The following is a 19,580-nucleotide window of genomic DNA, read 5'->3' as shown; positions in this document are numbered from 1 at the left end:
CAAAACAGTCATCACCAAAATCAATCAGAATGCTTTCACTCAGTAACGAGTGAAAGCAATACATCAACGTAATTTGTTTACCAATAAAGGAAAATAACATGAAAGCGGTTGTTGTCAACGAAGGGGGAGCTTTATCTATACAAAATATAGAAATGCCCAAAATAACATCTCCAGATCAAATTTTAGTTAAAGTGGCTTATTGTGGATTATGTGGTTCAGATATTCCGCGTATATTTCACCATGGTGCTCATTTTTACCCGATTACACTTGGTCATGAATTTAGTGGCACAGTTGTGGATACGGGGCATGGCGTGACTGAGTTTGACAATGGTGATTTAATCTGTTGCGTACCATTATTGCCATGCTTCAAATGTGATGAATGTCAAAAGCATTACTATTCACTCTGTAAAAATTACACTTTTGTGGGTTCAAGGATAGCCGGTGGCTTTGCGGAGTATATTGTATTAGATAAGAAAAATGCATTTAAATTACCTAAAGGTATCAGTCCGCTTGAGGGTGCTTTTTTTGAACCAATGACCGTTGGTATGCATGCTTTGTTATTGGCTGATGGATGTGAGGGCAAAAATGTTGTCATCGTTGGCGGTGGCACAATCGGATTACTTGCTATGCAATGTGCCAAGGCAATGGGGGCAAAATCAGTTGCGGTTATTGATATTAACCAGCAGCGCCTCGAGCTAGCCAAACAATTAGGCGCTGATGCGGTATATCATTCTCAAGATCTTAGCGCCGACGCGATTTACCAAGCTTTATCTTCATCACGCTTTGATCAAATTGTATTAGAAACGGCGGGTTCACCCGTTACGGTCAACTTAGCCATTGCAATTGCAGGCCCTAGAGCGAAGATAGCCTTGGTGGGTACACTTCATCATGATATTACACTTACAGAAAAAACATTCGGACTGATTTTACGAAAAGAGTTACAAATTTTAGGCAGTTGGATGAACTATTCAGCGCCATGGCCAGGTAAAGAGTGGCAACTAGTAAGTCAGTACTTTATAGATGGAAAAATTAAACTTGATGAGCTGATTGCTGGCATGGGTGACTTTGATTCATTTATTAAACAAGTGACTGCCTTAAATGGTCGCCCTATGAATGGCAAAATTTTATTAAATTGCATGTAATTATTTTGATTTAAGTCAGCCATTGAAAATGAAACCTTATCTTTTGATTCTGTTTGTTATACACTGCTAAAAAATTTTCGAAAAAGGAAATAGTATGAATGCAAGTGAAAGACGCCAACAGATAGTAGAACTTCTTAATATGAAAGGAACGGTATTAGTTTCTGATTTGTCGGAACAGTTCAATGTTTCGGAGGTTACAACCAGAACCGATCTGAGATTGCTAGAAAAACAAGGAGTGCTAACACGATTTCATGGCGGAGCAACCAAAATCATAAATAACGGTGACTTAAAATCATTTAAAGAACTGCAATTAGAAGAACGTTATCAGCGATTTATAGAAGCTAAAAAACGTATTGCAATTGAAGCGGTTAAACATGTTAAAGAAGGTGACACTATTATTTTAGATAGTGGTAGTACAACCATGTTGATAGCTGAAGAACTCGTAAAATTGAAGCATATTACTGTGATTACCAATAGTCTTACTTCTGCATTTATATTATCAGACAATAGTGACATTATGCTATTTATGTGTGGTGGTACACTTAGACATAAAACGCGTTCTTTTCATGGAAAAATTGCTGAGCAATCGTTAACTGGCATCTCTGCTGATATTTTGTTTGTTGGTGCAGATGGAATTGATGCAAAAAGAGGAATAACAACGTTTAACGAAGGTTACACTATCAGCAGTGTTATGGCTAATGTCGCCAAAAATGTGATTGCCGTGCTCGATTCATCAAAATTTGGTCGTAATGGGATTAATGTTGTGTTACCACTTAGCCAACTTGATACCATTATTACTGATACTGATGTTGACAGTAGCTGTAAACAAGAATTTGTGGCAAAGGGTATTAAATTAATAGCGGTTTAATATTTGTGCATACACTCGTGTGTTTTTATATCTTAATTGGTCATAAATATTAAAAAACATTACTCGTTTAGGTTCGATACCCTAAACGATAAAAATTTTTGCTTCTAGCCAAGTCGATTTAATGGTAGTGATCATTTAAGCTTGTTATTTCTCCCAACGATATCAATGCGTAGGAGAGAATATGATATTAACAATTACGATGAACCCTTCGGTGGATATATCGTATCCATTAAATAAATTAGCGATTAATGATATTAATCGAGTCTCAGAGGTAAAAAAAACAGCAGGAGGTAAAGGGCTTAATGTAACTCGAGGCATTAAATACTCAGGTATTCCTGTTCTTGCATCAGGCATTATTGGTGGAACAACAGGCGAGTATATTCAAAAACAATTAGATAACGATAATATTAATTACAACTTTTATATCACCCAACATGAATCAAGAAACTGTATTGCCATTTTACATGAGGGAAATCAAACTGAAATCCTAGAGTCAGGGCCAGTATTAGATAATCATGATGTCAATGTTTTTCTGGAACACTACCAAAATTTGCTTAGCCAAGCGCAGGTTATTGCTATTTCAGGGTCATTGCCACAAGGATTTCCAGTCGGTTTTTATACTCAATTAATTGAAAAGGCAAATAAGTATCAGATCCCTGTATTGCTAGACTCATCCGGTAAGATGTTATTAGAAACGCTCATGTCTAAAAATAAACCTTTTTTAATCAAACCCAATAAAGATGAACTACAGCAGATTATTCAAATGGATATCGATCCAAATGATGTAACTTCATTAGTTAAAGCCGTTAATCATCCTTTACTAAATGATATTGCTTTTATCATCATCTCATTAGGTAAAAACGGCGCTTTTGCTCGTTGTCATCACAACTATTACCAAGTTTCAATTCCTAAAATTAACGTGGTGAATCCTGTTGGATCGGGTGATGTTACGTTAGCTGGGCTTGCTGTTAGTATTCATGAAAATGAAGCTGTAGAGGTAATGCTTAAACGTGCGATGACTATGGGAATGCTAAATGCAATGGAATCGCAAACCGGTTTTGTCAATATGGATAATTATGACAAGTATTATCAACACGTTAAAGTCACCAAAATCATTGCAAAATAACAGATTAATGAGGATTAAATTATGTATCTTATTTCTAGTCAAGAGATGTTAAAAAAAGCTCAACGTGAATGTTATGCTGTGCCCGCATTTAATATACACAACCTTGAAACTATCCAAGTTGTTATTGATACCGCTAAACAGATGCAATCCCCCGTGATACTTGCAGCAACGCCAGCAACTTATAGTTACGCAGGAATACAGTATTTAATCAGTATTTGTGAAACAGCAGCAAGCATTCATCATTTTCCTTTTGCGTTACATTTGGATCATCATGAAGATATCAGTGATATTCAAACAAAAATAGAGGCAGGAATTAGATCGATTATGATTGATGCTTCGCATCACCCCTTTGAAGAAAACATTGACATAGTTAGTAAAATGGTTGCTTTTAGTCATAAATATAATGCCAGTGTTGAAGCCGAACTAGGTCGATTAGGCGGGCAAGAAGATGATCTTATTGTCGATCATAAAGACAGCGCTTTTACTGATCCCGATGCCGCTAAAGAATATGTTGAACGAACTCGGATTGACTCTTTAGCGGTGGCAATCGGTTCAGCACATGGCTTATATAAAGGCGAGCCAAAACTGGATTTTGACCGTTTAGCAAAAATCCGCGCTAAAGTTGATATTCCTTTAGTCTTACATGGTGCATCGGGCATTCCCGAACAAATGGTTAAACAATCGATTTCTTTGGGCATTTGTAAAGTGAATGTGGCAACCGAATTAAAAATTGCCTTTTCAGATGCTTTAAAACAAGATTTTAAACTCCATCCTGACGCCAACGATCCAAGGCACTATATGCAGCCAGCAAAAGCCGCCATGCAAAAAATTGTTGAAGATAAAATTCGCATTTGCGGTAGTGCAGGTAAATTATAATATGGAAGATTAAGGCGTTGCTTTGAGTTAGCTAGAACGTTAATCAATTCATTACCAGCAGTTGATCGCTGCTGGTTAAAATACGTTAAGTAACAGAAATTTAAGTATTTGTAGGAATGACTCGCGTTGTTTAGCGTAATTTAAAAAACGATTGTAATGCATAGACATAACCCAGCATCCCAAACAGGCGATATGGCGCCTATATCATAAAGAAAAACCACCGTCACCGATTTGGCTAACCGCTTTATGAGCAGTCATCCAGCCATTTATTGCACCGAAAGACCTCATTAAACATTAAATAACCAGCCCCCATTGAATATAAAACACAAAATACAGATAGCGTCATTTTCTAGGTGAGTTGTGTGCTCACTATCAGATATTTACCCAACTATTCACGTTTAAGCGCTATTTTTGTAAAAAATATTCAGGATTCTATACCGTTTCGTGATGAATTAAGGCTTCTTTTGTATCCCATTTAGTTGTGATACTTGCCATGAGCTATATTTATTTTTCTTGTAAATAAATGGTGTATATCAATTTTTACCCCAAATTTTATATTTTTATCTAAAAGGGTTAATACGTCATATTAACACGACAAATTACCGTTTAAATCTATTACTTAATTGAGTAACTCATTCTATTAATAGCATAAAAAAAACCTTGACTGTTCAAAAAAAATACGTATTTTAAGGGTGTAGATTACCTTATGATTTATTTTAGATAACCAAAATTATAAATATAAAACAAGGACTAAGCTATGGGCATAATAGATCAGTTAGCCAGTCATCTTGATTCACTTGCCAGAACCACCCCGTTGAATCGTTACTCGCTTTCGATAGATGGACTTGAGATGACAACAGATATTTCGGTCTTATCACTCGAAGGCAAAGAGCAGTTAAATCAACCTTGGCAATATTACATTGATTTTACTAGCGCAAATCGTCAGATATCCATCGATTCAGTACTCAGCCAAACCGCATCACTAACTTTTCATCCCAACCCCTTACCACTTACACTCACCCAAATAAGCTCACTGGATATTGAAGATAAACCCCGCACACTCTATGGGGTAATTACTGAATTTAGTTTTGTCTCAATGAGTGAAGACCAAGCACACTATCGGGTAGTGTTTGAATCTAAACTGGCATTGCTAGCTAACCATCATCAAAGTGCTATTTTCCAAAATAGAAGCGTCGTTGAGGTCGTCGAAGAGGTGTTGCGTAATCACGGTTTTATCGGGATTGATTTTCGAATGGAGTTAAATGAAACTTACCCTGTTCGTGAGTTTATTACCCAGTGGCAAGAAAGTGATTTAACCTTTATTCAGCGTTTATTAGCTGATGTTGGTATCTGGTTTTATTTTGAAACGCATCCAAAACATCGCTGTGATGTCATGGTCATGAGTGATTATGAACAGGGATTAAAAAAGGCGGGTAACATTGCAATTAAGCAGCCCAGTGGTTTAAATGATAGTCGCCGTCATAGCGTATGGGATTTGCAATTTAGCAGTAAAACCAAACCCAATCAGGTGCGTATTAATGATTACAACTACCGCACAGCAAATAACAACCTTCACATCACCGACAATAGTCAACAAAAAGATATCACAACTCGTGGCGATGACTATCGTTATGAAGAGCATCATAAAACAGAGGGAGATATTCAAACTGTTGAAAGTGGCCAATGGTATGCCCACATCCGCCATCAACAACATATTACCCAACAGTTAACCATTTATGGCAAATGTAATGATTACCAGTTAGCGCCGGGGCAACTTCTTATTATTGATAGCTGCCCAATTAACGATATCAAAGACGGCATTATCATTGTTGCAACCCATAGTCATGGCGACCGAACCGAATCATATCAAACCCACTTTACCGCTATACCGTTTAATGTACTTAAACCTTATCGTCCTGCGCCATTACCGTGGCCACAAGTGAGCGGTACACTACCGGCAAGAGTGACCAGTCCTAATCACGATACCTATGGCTATATTGACCCTCAGGGGCGCTATCGTATTAAGTTTAACTTTGATTTAAAAAACTGGAAAAAAGGCGAAGAAAGTTTATGGGTTAGGCTTGCCAAGCCTTATTCAGGAAATACTTATGGTTTTCATTTTCCCCTTATTGAGGGTACCGAAGTTGCCGTTGCCTTTACGAATGGCAATCCTGACCGCCCCTATATTGCCCATGCAATGCATGACAGTGCCCACCCAGACCATGTGTCTACCCGCAATAAGCACCGCAATGTGATTCGAACACCCGCCAATAACAAATTGCGCATGGATGATAAGCGCGGGCAAGAGCATATCAAACTTGCCACCGAATACGGTAAAACACAACTCAATCTAGGGCATTTAGTTGATAATAAAAAAAGTAAGCGAGGTGAAGGCTTTGAACTGCGCACCGATGAGTGGGGAGCAATCCGAGCAGGTAAAGGGGTTTATGTTACCACCACAGCGCAAGAAAAAGCCGCTGGTCAACAGCTTGAAATGCAAGATTCAATAAAACAAATCGAAAAATCTTTAAATATTTCTTATGCGCTAATTGAGTGTGGAAAATCAAGCGGTGCCGATCCTGCCGAAATCAGCCAACAACAAGCATTGCAATCAGCAACCAATCAATTACAGCAACCAACGGTTGTTATTCATGGTGATCAAGGCATAGCGCAAACTTCATCAAAAAGCATTCAAAGTGCAGCCAGTGAAAATATTATTGTTACTGCCGGTAAAAACGCTAGCATTAATATTTTCAAAAAGCTGTCAATGGCAGCCGGTGAAATGGTCTCTATTTTTGCGCATAAATTGGGGATTAAGCTCATTGCCGCATCGGGCAGGGTTGAAATTCAAGCGCAGTCAGATGAATTAGAACTTACTGCAGAAAAAAATATGTTTATAACCAGTAGTGACGGTAAAGTAACCATCAACGCTCAACAAGAGTTATTACTACTTAGTGGTGGCGCTGGCATTCGTATTAAAAATGGCACGATAGAGTTAATTGCGCCAACTAGCATCTTACAAAAAACAGCTTTACTCTCTTATTCTGGTGCCGAAAGTATTAAAGAAGTGACCCCTTCATTTAATAAAGGCGACTTTTCACGTAAGTTTAAATTACATTTCAATGGTTCATCATCGCAAGTATTAAAAAACCATCCTTATCGAATTCATTTTAGCGATGGTAGCACACAAGACGGGATGACTGATGAAAATGGTGAAACACAAATGTTACCAATGACAGAATTAGAACAACTGAAAATAGAAATATTAACCAAGGATTAACCGATGTCTAATACACATACTTCAAATGATAGTATCACCGAGGTTGACGGTGTGATTGGTTTACCCGCAAACTCTACTGATGCCATGCTAACCCAAAATGTTTGCGTGCCTGCGCCATTGCCATGTATTGTGATTTTGATTCATGGCGTGAATGATGTTGGCGAAGCATTCCCAAATTTAGATAAAGGGATTTGTGAGGGATTAAATAAGCGTTTAGGGCGTTGTGATTTAAAGCCTAACAAGTGGCAATGGGCTAAAGTTGATGATGACGACTTTTCACCCAGAATGCAGATGTTAACTGAGTGGGAAGAAACAGCAAAAATTAATCCACCACTAAAACCTAAGGTAGAAAAACATAAAGGTAATTCGCCTGTTATTCCATTTTATTGGGGTTATAAACCGGTCGATGTTGATACTTACTATAGTGAACAAGAAGCCTATAAAGCCAGATTAGAAAAAGGCAAGCCAGATGAACTACCTTATGATGCCTATTGGATTGAACAAGAGACTAAAGAACTGGCTGAAATTTATGGTTTTTCAAAATTAAATCATGATCATTTTGGTAATTGGATCGATTACCATTTTACTCGCAATGGTGGTCCTTTTTCGGATGCAACCACCTGCATTCCCGATATGTATGGTCCAGGGTTTACCTCGTTTACTAATTTAGTTGCCCGATTGGGATCACAAAAAGGGGCTAAAGCTTATTACAATCCACATCGCATCTATATGGTGTTTGCCGCTCGTCGCTTAGCCAATTTAATTATTAAAATTAGAGAAGATAAAAAGTTGAAGGAAGCACCAATCAATATTGTGGCGCATAGTCAAGGGACAATTATTACCATGCTAGCTAATATGATGCTAGCTGAGGAAGGTTATTTACCGGCTGATTGTGTGATACTTGCACACTCACCGTATGCTTTTGATTACACTTTTTTAGAATCACAATCGAAAGAATCTGGCATGGGGGTGCAAACTAACAAAGCGCGTAAGCAAACCTTTATTAATTTTGTGCAAGCCATAAAAGATGGGCAAAAGTTAAGAATAAATAAATATGAAGATCCCGAAACGTTAATTGAAAAAGGGGTTGCTGCTAAAACTATTAAAGGCGGTATGCTCAATCCTTCAAAGCAGGATTATGATTTTACCAATCCGCTTTATTGTCGAAATAACTTTGGCAAAGTGTATAACTACTTTAGTCCCAATGATCAAGTGGTTTCATTGCGTAGTGTTGAGGGCATGGGCTGGCAAGGTATACCTAATCACGTATTTAATCAATGTGGTGACAATTTAAAGCAACGTGCATTTGGTCATCGTATGACTGTGGGTGAAGAGCCCGCTAAATTTATCTGTTTCAGACCAAAAGGAGCCTTTGAAATAGCCGTGCCTGAATACCTTGATAAAAAGGCGTTAAAGGATAGACAGATCGATATTATAAAAAAATATGATGCCGAACAAGAAAGCTTTTCTTTTATGTATAAAATGCATATTTATTTAACTAAAGATGAAATCGCGTTAGTCAATCAACATAACCCCATTGAGAATGGCAGCTTTGTTCACGGCTATTACGATAATATTAAAGATAAAATTATTATTTATTATAAAGTAGATGACAAAATTATTGCGCAATTGGAACAAGATAAGGAGCATGGTGTTTATTCGCCAACTGAAACGGGATCGGTTAGTAATGCGAGATATCAAGTTAGAGAAAAGTTGAATATTAATGGTGAACAAGTTCCTGAACCAATTATTTATACCGGATGTGGAAAAAGTGCGAAAACAAAATTAGCTAAAGCGATTTATTATAATGATCTGTTTTTAGATAAAAATAAATATGATGAACATGAAAGGTGGTATAAAGAATCTGACGAGTATAAACCTTATCCTAAATATGAATTTTATTATCCTTATCCAGATAGACCCAAAAAACGCATCGGTAGTTCTAATCATTCACTTGATAGTGTTTATTATTATCCATGGCCTCGAGACAGATTAAAAGAGCATCCGGAATGGTTGCCAGGATTTGCCCATTTTCGTTTTACAGATGATCCGCATAAATTCGAGGTATGGTGTTTTCCGTCTGGTGAAGAACTGAAACAAAAGGTTTATGAATATGTCCAAAAACAGACAGAGCAAGCTGAAGACAGTTCCCATCATTCAGGTATTACCTTAAACGAGCAAGTCCCTTCTCATATAATGGCATTTGATCTTGCGTTGGGCGAAGTCAATATTTGCAGTAAACAAAACCGCCGAACGTGGCAACAATTAATTCACCTTGCCGATTGGCGATCACCAGAAAATGAAGACTCAGACACAATAAAGTATAAAAATGATGGTATTTTGCCAACCCCAATTAAGTCGATGATGCATCTATTACAGGGGAAAGTCCCAGACGGTGTAATAAATGAATTTAAGCAGGTTGAAACTATTTATCAAATGGCTTTGCTTGTTGGTGGTGGAAGTATTATAACGAAAGTCGCTGCTAAACAAGTCGTTAAACTAGCGGTCACAGTGGGTGGTAAAGTTTTTGGTTTCTATATTAATCCAGAACAACAATGGCCACTGCCAGTGCCAGATACAGAAAGGAGAAGTTAACCGATGATGTTAGCAATACTATCGACCCTTATTGGGGGAGCATTATTTATTATTATGCTAATTAAGCAATATCATGAGCGATGGCAAATGGTGAGTTATCTGTTCTTTATCTTGGGGATATTGGCACTTTCGCCAGTTAATAATATACGAAAGCCTACCATTGTTCCTCCTTCGCAAATTGTGTACCGTTTTGATGAAAACCGTTATATTTTATTGACAGGTTATCGATGTGAAGGGCAAGCTTATTTTATTGACGATAAAGAACAAGTTTATTTCAGCATAGCACCTCATTCTTGGCGTATTTACACTGAACCCTATCGACATCCAGCTAAAAATTATATTTCTATTCCTTATTCTGATCTTGCAGGCTTTGAAACCTCAATTGATGGGGGGCGTTCATTTAGAAGTACCCATTTAGGGGTTGGTCATTATTTAGGTAATCATGATTCACCGCAATACGATGTGGTTAATGATCAGGCTTTTATTTTAGGCAAAGATGGTCAGCTTTATGTATCAGAAGCGCCATTTGGCACCAAAGGTTGGAGTATGTTATCGAAAAAAAAACAGCTTGAACAAGAAGCTATTTTAGGCAGAAGCCAAATTATCCCCGAAAGTATTCCCCCAATTCCAAGTGACTATACCGGTTGGGATAAAATGCGCTGTGATTATAATGCCAAAGGAACTAAATTGCCCGATAACCATACTGTGTTAGAGGTCTATCAACACTTGTTAGGCACAGCGAAATAAGGAATTAAGGCATGAAACAGAAAATAACTAAATTGTTGATAATGTTATTTGTTGTACCCGTGGTTTTGGTTGTGATTTTATCGACTTTTGCTCCATTCCCCTCCACCGAGCCAATGCCACTTATGCGGCCTAAACCATTACCTAAAGAAGGCTATCAACTCTTTTATTATGTAACCAATAATGGATTTGTTGTTAAAAATTCCTTTTATTATGTCAGTAAAAAGCGGCAGGTGATTTATCGTTATGATGCCGATCGTTATTTAGAGCTACAAGGCGAAAATTGCAGTGGATTGATTTGGTATCATGATGATAAAAATAATATTCATACCTTAATTACCAAACGATTTTATACAGCTTATCATTTACCGAAATTTAACTACTATAACCCCGGCAAACAGTATATTGCCATTCCCACCAATGATCTGTCTGATTTTGTTTTTTCAGTCGATGGTGGCAGACATTTTATAAAAGCGATGGTGTCCCCAATGGCAGCTGTACCAGGAGAAGAGGTTGATTATTTTATTGGGGTGGATGATTCGCCTATTCAGGAATTTTATACTTGGCTTGGGAAAAAAAATACGCCGATTACTATTTCGGGTAATACCGGCTATTTTGTTTTAAAAAATCATGAGGTGATATTTGGCGCATCTTATGAATATGATGACTTTGATTATGAACATGGGTTAAGAAATTTTCAGATTTTTTACCCATCATCGGCGTTTTCTGATAAAAGAGTTAGAGATGGCTCTAGATTTGGTGCCTATGATAGCCTTATTGATAATAAAGAATATCAATTACGGGTAAATTCAATAAAAAATCTAAAACCCGAACCTTACCAAGGTTGGGACAAAATACGTTGTGAGGTTGGGGCGGAAAGGTAATGATGATGTTAGCAATACTATCGACCCTTATTGGGGGAGCGTTATTTATTATTCTGGTAATTAAGCAATATCGTGAGCGATGGCAAATGGTGAGTTATCTGTTCTTTATCTTGGGGATATTGGCACTTTCGCCAGTTAATAATATACGAAAGCCTACCATTGTTCCTCCTTCGCAAATTGTGTACCGTTTTGATGAAAACCGTTATATTTTATTGACAGGTTATCGATGTGAAGGGCAAGCTTATTTTATTGATGATAAAGAGCAAGTTTATTACCTTTTAGCCGCTCATTCTTGGGATCTATATACAGAGCCTTATCGGCATCCAGCAAAAAACTATCTTTCAATCCCATTGTCGGATGTGTCAGCAATATATACTTCCATTGATGGGGGGCGTTCATTTAGAAGTATCCGTTTAGGGGTTGGGCATTATTTAGGTAATCATGATTCACCGCAATACGATGTGGTGAATGATCAGGCTTTTATTTTAAGCAAAGATGGTCAGCTTTATGTATCAGAAGCGCCATTTGGCACCAAAGGTTGGTATATGTTATCGAAAAAAGAACAGCTTGAACAAAAAGCTATTTTAGGCAGAAGCCAAATTATCCCCGAAAGTATTCCCCCAATTCCAAGTGACTATACCGGTTGGGATAAAATGCGCTGTGATTATAATGCCAAAGGAACTCAATTGCCCGATAACCATACCGTGTTAGAGGTCTATCAACACTTGTTAGGCACAGCTAAATAAGGAATTAAGGCATGAAACAGAAAATAACAAAATTGTTGATAATGTTATTTGTTGTACCCGTGGTTTTGGTCGTGATTTTATCGACCTTTGCGCCATTCCCCTCCACTGAGCCAATGCCGCTTATGCGCCCTAAACCATTACCCAAAGAAGGCTATCAATTATTCCATAGTATTGCCAGAAATGGTGATGTGCTAGATTATTCCTTTTATTATGTCAGTAAAAAGCGGCAGGTGATTTATCGTTATGATGCCGATCGTTATTTAGAGCTACAAGGCGAAAATTGCAGTGGATTGATTTGGTATCATGATGATAAAAATAATATTCATACCTTAATTACCGAACGATTTTATACAGCTTATCATTTACCGAAATTTAACTACTATAACCCCGGCAAACAGTATATTGCCATTCCCACCAATGATCTGTCTGATTTTGTTTTTTCAGTCGATGGTGGCAGACATTTTATAAAAGCGATGGTGTCTCCAATGGCAGCTGTACCAGGAGAAGAAGTTGATTATTTTATTGGGGTGGATGATTCGCCTATTCAAGCAATTTATGATTCAATTACTAAGGCTAATGAGCCTATTAGTGTTTCAGGTAATACTGGCTATTTTGTTTTAAAAAATGGTGAGGTAATATTTGGGGCTTCACATAATTATCGTGATTTTGATTATGAAAATGGTCTTTGGAATTATCAGATTTTTTACCCATCAGCGGCATTTTCTGATAAAAGAGTTAGGGATGGTTCTAGGTTTGGTGCTTATAAAAAAATGCTCAATAATAAAGAATATCAATTACGGGTAAATTCAATAAAAAATCTAAAACCCGAACCTTACCAAGGTTGGGACAAAATACGTTGTGAGGTTGGGGCGGAAAGGTAATGATGCTAGCAATTTGTTATTTATTTTTGATTTTAAGCCTATTTATCTATAGCCACTAGAAACATATTACGATGGGCTTGTGTTACCAATGACAGAATTAGAACAACTGAAAATAGAAATATTAACCAAGGATTAACCGATGTCTAATACACATACTTCAAGTGATAGTATCACCGAGGTTGACGGTGTGATTGGTTTACCCGCAAACTCTACTGATGCCATGCTAACCCAAAATGTTTGCGTGCCTGCGCCATTGCCATGTATTGTGATTTTGATTCATGGCGTGAATGATGTTGGCGAAGCGTTTGAAAATCAGGATCAAGCAATTTGTAATGGATTGAATAGACGATTAGGTCGAACGGATTTAACCCCTAATGAATGGCATACCATTCAAACGGATGCTGATAATTTTGCACCAAGAATAGCGATAAAAAAAAGCAACTATTCACCAATTGTCCCTTTCTTTTGGGGGTATCGACCCGTTGATAAAGAAAAATATCATGAAGAGCAACTTGCTTATGAAAAACGGCTTAAAGATGCCTCGATCACCGATCCTGAATTACCGTATGATAGTTATTGGATAGACAAGGATTTTCAGCTTGATACTGGCACAGTTGCATTTAATAAACTCAATTGTGATAAGTTTAATAACTGGATTGATTATGGTTATCATCGCAATGGGGGGCCGTTTGCCAATGCAACAACTTGCATACCAGATATGTATGGCCCTGGAATGGCAGGTATACTTGCCGAAGGTGGAAAAATGGCTACCCCACCTGGCTCAAAAAGCTACAATAACCCTCACCGCATCTATTTTGCTTTTGCGGCACACCGCTTAGCCAATTTAATCGAGAAAATTAGAGAGGATACCAAAGAACAAGATATCCCTATTAATATTGTGGCACATAGCCAAGGCACAATTATTACCATGTTAGCTACCTTTCTATTAGCTAAGAAAAACGTATTGCCGGCCGATTGTGTAATATTAGCGCACTCACCCTATGCCTTTGAACCAGCAATAGCTGAAGTATTATCTAAAGATCTACTAATGGGAGTACAAAGTAAAGAGGGGCGTGAAGAAACTTTTATTAATTTTGTTAATGTTATAAAAGAATCGCAAGGATTAAGAAATAAAGAGTTTAATCCAGAAATATTAAAGCAAAACGGGGTAATTAGTACCGCAGTAAACCCTGACGAAAAGTATGTGCAAGCAGATGATACCGTAAAGCAGTATGATCGCCTTGGGAAAGATGAACAACTGTTTTATCGAAATAACTTTGGCAAGGTATATAACTATTTTAGTCCTAATGATCGCGTTGTTTCATTGTGGAATGTGCAAGGTATGGGCTGGCAAGGTATTCCTGACCATATTATCCATGCATGCCAAGACAATTTAAAACAGCGTATTTTTGCTCAGCATGTGATTGTGGGGAATGACACGCAAAATAAAAAATTTAATATTCCATTGATTAAATTCGAATTAACACAACAACAGTACCCCGATTATATTAGTATGGAGGATTATAATCAGCGTGTAACCTTTATTAATTTTCGAGGTAAAAAAGTGCCTAACTCGGTAGTATTACTGCCCGAGCAGCTTGAAAAATTAAAACAAGAGCCTTTATTTAAAGAAGTAAAAGGCACATTAGAGCATGGTAATTACTATGATTCTGGTCGAAAAGTTGCCATTTTTTATAAACCGTCGTTGGCAGAAACACAAAAAGATCACCCAGAATGGATTTATAAAAAAACAACATCCAAACAAGTAGAATCAATTTGTCTTGATAAAGAGCAAAAATCATCAAATGGAAAAAGTTCAGGAATAATATTAAGAAAAAACGTACCCGACTCGCTTTTAGTGGCAATTAAACAATGTAAACAATATCAGACAGGTGATGTACAGACCGCGCCTTTTTGGTCGACAGAACGGATCATTAATGGTGAAGAAGTTCCCGAAACCATGATCTATACCGTTGATGACCCAACCGGTAAAACTAAACTGAGTCGAACGGTACATTATAATGATATCTACCATGTTAAGCCTGAACAGTTGGAGGAACTAAAACAACGTACTTATGAAACAAAAATACAGCGACCAAATTATATTCCGCCGATAACAAATCCTTATGACATTATTGGGCAACCGTTAATCACAGATGAAATTTTATTACAAAAACTCAATGATGATTTACAACTATCCGATAGGGGTATCAAAGGCTTTCGATATATAGGTAACAGCGATATGGGGAAAGATAAAGATGAAATCAAAGTCTATTATTATTTATCCCAACAACAGTTCCAAGAAGCTATCGGTGATCTTGTTGATAGTGAAGCCGATGTCAGTTCCCATCACTCAGGTATTACCAATAATAAAGAGGCACCGGCTAAAATTATGGCTTATGATTTAGCCATTGGTATAGTCAAAGATATTACCCCCAAAAAACAGCAAAAACTTTATGAATGGCGAGCATTAGCCGATTGGCGTCATCCCGAAAATACAGATAAAGAAACGACACAATATGTTCGTTATGGTCTGTTGCCGCCAGACTTAAAAAAAGCGATGCATTATCCAGATAAGCATATGCCCATAGGTGATAATTTTGTTGAAAATAGTTTTTATCATGGCAGTATTCGACCTGATTATTCTCCGGTAGTTAGTATTTCTATTGAGGTAAATCGTGGTATAGAACTGTCTAAAGAAAAATATAAAAAATTAAGCAAAGCCGCACAATGGTTAATGCCCGAACCTGATTTAAAGGAGTCCTAAATGCTGGCAATATTCTATTTATTGGTGACGATTAGCCTATTTATATACAGTTTTAACAACCAAAATCGGTTATTACAGAGACTGAGTTACAGTGCTTTTTTAATCTGCTTTTTAGCAACAGTGCCTTTGCCGGGTAAAGATAGAATCGCTTTCGGATCGCCAACACAAGTGGTATTTCGCTTTGATAAATACCGCACACTTCAGCTTACAGGTTCAAGGTGTCAGGGGCGGTTATATTATATTGATGAGCAAAAGCAAATCTATTCAGAATTAGCACTCCATTCTGCACGGGTAATCACTGAGCCCTTTGCCCATATGGCTGAAGATTATATTTTTATTCCCGATGAACAATATTCCTCAATAGATTATTCCCGAGATGGTGGACGAACATTTACAACGACACATATCAAAGTTGATTATAATCCAAATTATTATCGTCCTGAACCGGAAACAATTGAAAAAATAATGGTAGTGAATAATCAAATGTTTTTGCTGGATAAAAATAAAGGGATCTATCACTCGCCTAAACCATTTGGTACCAGTATTGGTTATGATTTATTGTCAAAATATATATTGGCTTCATTCGAGGGATATGCGCGTTATATGGGCGCACGTTGGGATAATCCACCACAAGCTATGCCAAGTATGCCAGCTAGTTATCAAGGTTGGGACAGTTGGCAATGCGATCTCAATTTAAAACAAGAGATGATTATCCATAATCGCTACACACCTTTTCATCATTTACAAAAAAGGTTACGCAGTTTAATGGGATTAAGTTTTAATGAGGCAGAGCATGACGTATAAATTGAAGGCTTATTTTATCTATTTGGTTTTAATACCCGTACTGATTTGGATTGGTATTTATCTTATTGGCTTTGTTTTACCAGAAGATATTGAAAAAAAGGGGTTAGATATACCCATGCCAGAGCCAAGGGCAGGTTATGAAATTATCTTTCCTTATACCTTTAATACCCATAGCACAATTAGTCATTACCATGTGGCAACCTTTTATTATTTAAGTGAAAAACGGCAAGTGATATACCGTTATGATGAAAATCGCTATTTAGAGCTGCAAGGCGAAAATTGCGAAGGGTTGATTTGGTATCATGATAAGGCAAATAATATTCATACCCGAATCAATACGCCATTTTTTACCTACGATAAACTTCCCAAATTTAACTATTATAATCCCGGTAAAGACTATATTGCCATCCCCGCGAATGATATGTCGTTTGTGATGTTTTCGTTAGATAAAGGTAAAACATTTATTCAAGCTGAAGTGACCAGTTATGCTGCCGTGGCACCAGAGCTAGTGGAACGTTTTATTGGGGTGGATGATAAACCATTAACTTCTACATTTACCGATTTTTCGCGTTCAAACACCTTTACTAATTCAATTACTGTTTCAGGCAATACCGGTTACTTTATTTTAAATAATGGCAATGTACTCTTTGGTGAAACGGTTTTTTATGATAATGGAATATCGTTGATTGATAAAAAACCTCGCAATCATCATAAGCAAAAATTTCATTCATTGTTTGGTATAGATCCTAGTTTTTTACTTAAAAAAGATCCTGATATGAGCGGAGTACAATTCGGTAAGTATTGGGAAATTTATTATCAACCCGTTTATTTGGAACGTATTAAATCCGCTAGAAATATTAAGCCCGAACCTTACCAAGGTTGGGACAAAATACGTTGTGAGGTTGGGGCGGAAAGGTAAAAATATTTTAGACTAATTTTAGGAATAACTTTATGAAAGGTGTAATTCGATTAGGCGATCCGCATTCCCATGGAGGATGTGTGATAAGTGCATCTGGTGCTATTTTTGACGGTAAGCCAGTTGCATTAGTTGGCGATCAGGTATCTTGTCCAATAAAGGGGCATGGTGTAAATAATATTGTTGACGGGCATCCGACTTGGAAAATGTATAATCGATCTGTTGCCATCAATGGTTGTAAAGCCGCTTGCGGCTGTGAGCTTATTTCAACATTATCTGTTGTAGGGAGTGAAGCATGAAATGGAGAGTACCTAACATACCAGAAAAAGCACTACCTAAGAATTTTTCTATCTGGATTTATTTATTGGTTTTTGTGTTGAGCACCATTTTTTTTGAATTTATAGTGTTACTCATTAATGGAAATAGTGTGCTATCTAATTTATTATTAGGGGGTTTTTATCTTGTTATTGTACCGCTAATTTTTAGTTTATCTATAACGGGGTTTATTTATAGTTATTACCATTCACAATTAATTAAAGCTCTATTTTTTAATTTAAATATTAAAAATAAACTAGCAAGATGGCAGATATGGGCAAGAAAATCAATTGGGTTAGTTGATTATTGTTATTTAACAGAAATCGATAATCTTGCTTTAAAAGTTATGGGGCTAGAAGGTAGTCAACCAATGAACCCCGATAAAGTAATGCCGATTTCAGCTATACATGAAATGAGTAGTTCACCACTATTTTATGTGTTTGAAAGAATTATTATGCCAATGAAAGCTAAAATTAATAGCTTGTCAAAAATCAAAGTGCTATTAAATATGACTCAAAGTTCAGAGGCTGCGGTTATGATTTTAGCTAATTATTGTCATTCAAATCATATTAATATTAACGAGTCTGATATTGTGTTATCCGATTGCATACCTTCGCCTGAAATCATCCATGAATGGATAGATACAAAATATGATGAATCTATTTTAATGATTAATTTAGTATACGATGTTAAGAACCAATTATCTTTTAGTGAATATTGCTGTGCATTATTATTTTCTAATGTTAAGAAAGCATTAAATCTTTCCAAATTAAGAGTGTTTCGACCTCTTAAAACCGAACTTACTGATTTAAGTGATGATATTGGTTATTTAATTAAAGCCGAGCAGGTTGAAAAGAAACGAGTTAATCAATTATGGACGACATCTTTATCTTCTTCTGCATTAAATATTTTAAAGGAGACATTTTTTGATATTAATGGTGAAATTATAATTGCGCCAAATAAAGTTTATCCATTAGATCTTAATTTAGGTAAATTAAGCGAAAGCCATGCATGGCTTGCATTAGCACTGGCTGCTGATGGGGTAAATCAGGGACAAAAGGGGCAAATGATTGCTGCGCAAGGAAGTAATGAAATTTATATTATGCAATTATCGGATAGAACCGTCCAACGTATCGAAGAAAATGATGAATTATTGATTTTCCCAACGGCTTATTTTTTTAGTCTTGTTTTTTGCCTGTATTCTATTGTTGCCTTATTGGCTGTTAATTATATTGAATTAAAGGAAATATTATCAATACTCGTTTTGAGTACTTTTTTATCGATGATTGCAGTTTGTATTTCTCTTTATTTTAAAATACAGCGTTATCAAGAAGAGTTTGATGAAATTTGGTTTGAATCGTTTAGATGATAACTTAAAGGTCGTTTGTATGGGGTAAGTGATGTGAGTTGCTGTGTGAGTGGTATTCCACTTGGCACAGTAATTTGGATTTTGAAATTGGATAAGTGACGTTAGTTAGCCTCAGCTTTATAAAGTTATTGTTGTGATACTCTAAAAAGGAAATACCAACTATAAATTTAACCCTCGTTGAACATTCATCGAGGGGGTAAAAATAGATGTGGTGTGGTATCAAGTTTTTACTGAAACGTAGGTGTTATCTGAAACTTTTTGACAAAA

General features: G+C 36.7%; 15 protein-coding genes. All 15 read left to right on the top strand.

Features of this window, described 5'->3' with window-relative positions; translation table 11 throughout:
* The first annotated feature begins 98 nt into the window (after positions 1 to 98).
* Positions 99 to 1,142, top strand: coding sequence for an alcohol dehydrogenase catalytic domain-containing protein (locus ACYIAM_RS01655; RefSeq protein ID WP_483747027.1), 1,044 nt, complete (start codon positions 99 to 101; stop codon positions 1,140 to 1,142).
* A gap of 94 nt (positions 1,143 to 1,236) precedes the next feature.
* On the top strand, positions 1,237 to 2,010 hold the full coding sequence (locus tag ACYIAM_RS01650; RefSeq protein ID WP_174796575.1) for a DeoR/GlpR family DNA-binding transcription regulator: 774 nt from the start codon (positions 1,237 to 1,239) through the stop codon (positions 2,008 to 2,010).
* Positions 2,011 to 2,191: 181 nt separating this feature from the next.
* Complete coding sequence (locus ACYIAM_RS01645) at positions 2,192 to 3,136, top strand: hexose kinase (RefSeq protein ID WP_483747026.1); 945 nt, start codon at positions 2,192 to 2,194, stop codon at positions 3,134 to 3,136.
* A 21-nt stretch (positions 3,137 to 3,157) separates the two neighbouring features.
* Positions 3,158 to 4,012, top strand: coding sequence for a tagatose bisphosphate family class II aldolase (locus ACYIAM_RS01640; protein ID WP_483747025.1), 855 nt, complete (start codon positions 3,158 to 3,160; stop codon positions 4,010 to 4,012).
* 757 nt (positions 4,013 to 4,769) lie between these two features.
* Positions 4,770 to 7,292 (top strand): type VI secretion system Vgr family protein, encoded by a 2,523-nt coding sequence (locus ACYIAM_RS01635; protein ID WP_483747024.1) that lies wholly within the window; start codon positions 4,770 to 4,772, stop codon positions 7,290 to 7,292.
* 3 nt (positions 7,293 to 7,295) lie between these two features.
* A complete protein-coding gene (locus ACYIAM_RS01630; RefSeq protein ID WP_483747023.1) occupies positions 7,296 to 9,887 on the top strand; it encodes a T6SS effector phospholipase Tle3 domain-containing protein in 2,592 nt (863 codons plus the stop codon).
* Positions 9,888 to 9,890: 3 nt separating this feature from the next.
* Entirely contained in the window at positions 9,891 to 10,634 is a 744-nt protein-coding gene (locus ACYIAM_RS01625; protein WP_174797928.1) for a T6SS immunity protein Tli3 family protein, read from the top strand.
* A gap of 11 nt (positions 10,635 to 10,645) precedes the next feature.
* Positions 10,646 to 11,515 carry a T6SS immunity protein Tli3 family protein gene (locus tag ACYIAM_RS01620; protein ID WP_174797929.1) on the top strand — a complete coding sequence of 290 codons (870 nt, stop codon included), beginning with the start codon at positions 10,646 to 10,648 and terminating at the stop codon, positions 11,513 to 11,515.
* Positions 11,515 to 12,261: a T6SS immunity protein Tli3 family protein gene (locus tag ACYIAM_RS01615; RefSeq protein ID WP_483747022.1), complete on the top strand. Its 747-nt coding sequence runs from the start codon at positions 11,515 to 11,517 to the stop codon at positions 12,259 to 12,261. Before ACYIAM_RS01620 ends, ACYIAM_RS01615 begins: the two co-directional genes overlap by 1 nt.
* An 11-nt stretch (positions 12,262 to 12,272) precedes the next feature.
* The gene (locus ACYIAM_RS01610) at positions 12,273 to 13,142 is read left to right on the top strand and encodes a DUF5110 domain-containing protein (protein WP_483747021.1); all 870 of its coding nucleotides are present in this window, start codon (positions 12,273 to 12,275) and stop codon (positions 13,140 to 13,142) included.
* Positions 13,143 to 13,281: 139 nt separating this feature from the next.
* A complete protein-coding gene (locus ACYIAM_RS01605; protein ID WP_483747020.1) occupies positions 13,282 to 15,909 on the top strand; it encodes a T6SS effector phospholipase Tle3 domain-containing protein in 2,628 nt (875 codons plus the stop codon).
* Positions 15,910 to 16,713, top strand: coding sequence for a T6SS immunity protein Tli3 family protein (locus ACYIAM_RS01600; protein ID WP_483747019.1), 804 nt, complete (start codon positions 15,910 to 15,912; stop codon positions 16,711 to 16,713).
* Positions 16,703 to 17,632, top strand: a complete 930-nt coding sequence (locus tag ACYIAM_RS01595) for a T6SS immunity protein Tli3 family protein (protein WP_483747018.1) — start codon at positions 16,703 to 16,705, stop codon at positions 17,630 to 17,632. Before ACYIAM_RS01600 ends, ACYIAM_RS01595 begins: the two co-directional genes overlap by 11 nt.
* A 32-nt stretch (positions 17,633 to 17,664) precedes the next feature.
* Entirely contained in the window at positions 17,665 to 17,928 is a 264-nt protein-coding gene (locus ACYIAM_RS01590; RefSeq protein ID WP_065638604.1) for a PAAR domain-containing protein, read from the top strand.
* Positions 17,925 to 19,313: a hypothetical protein gene (locus ACYIAM_RS01585; protein ID WP_483747017.1), complete on the top strand. Its 1,389-nt coding sequence runs from the start codon at positions 17,925 to 17,927 to the stop codon at positions 19,311 to 19,313. Before ACYIAM_RS01590 ends, ACYIAM_RS01585 begins: the two co-directional genes overlap by 4 nt.
* Positions 19,314 to 19,580 lie beyond the last annotated feature (267 nt).

Source organism: Gilliamella sp. X-60 (genome assembly GCF_057063585.1).
This window is presented reverse-complemented; position numbering and strand designations above follow the sequence as displayed.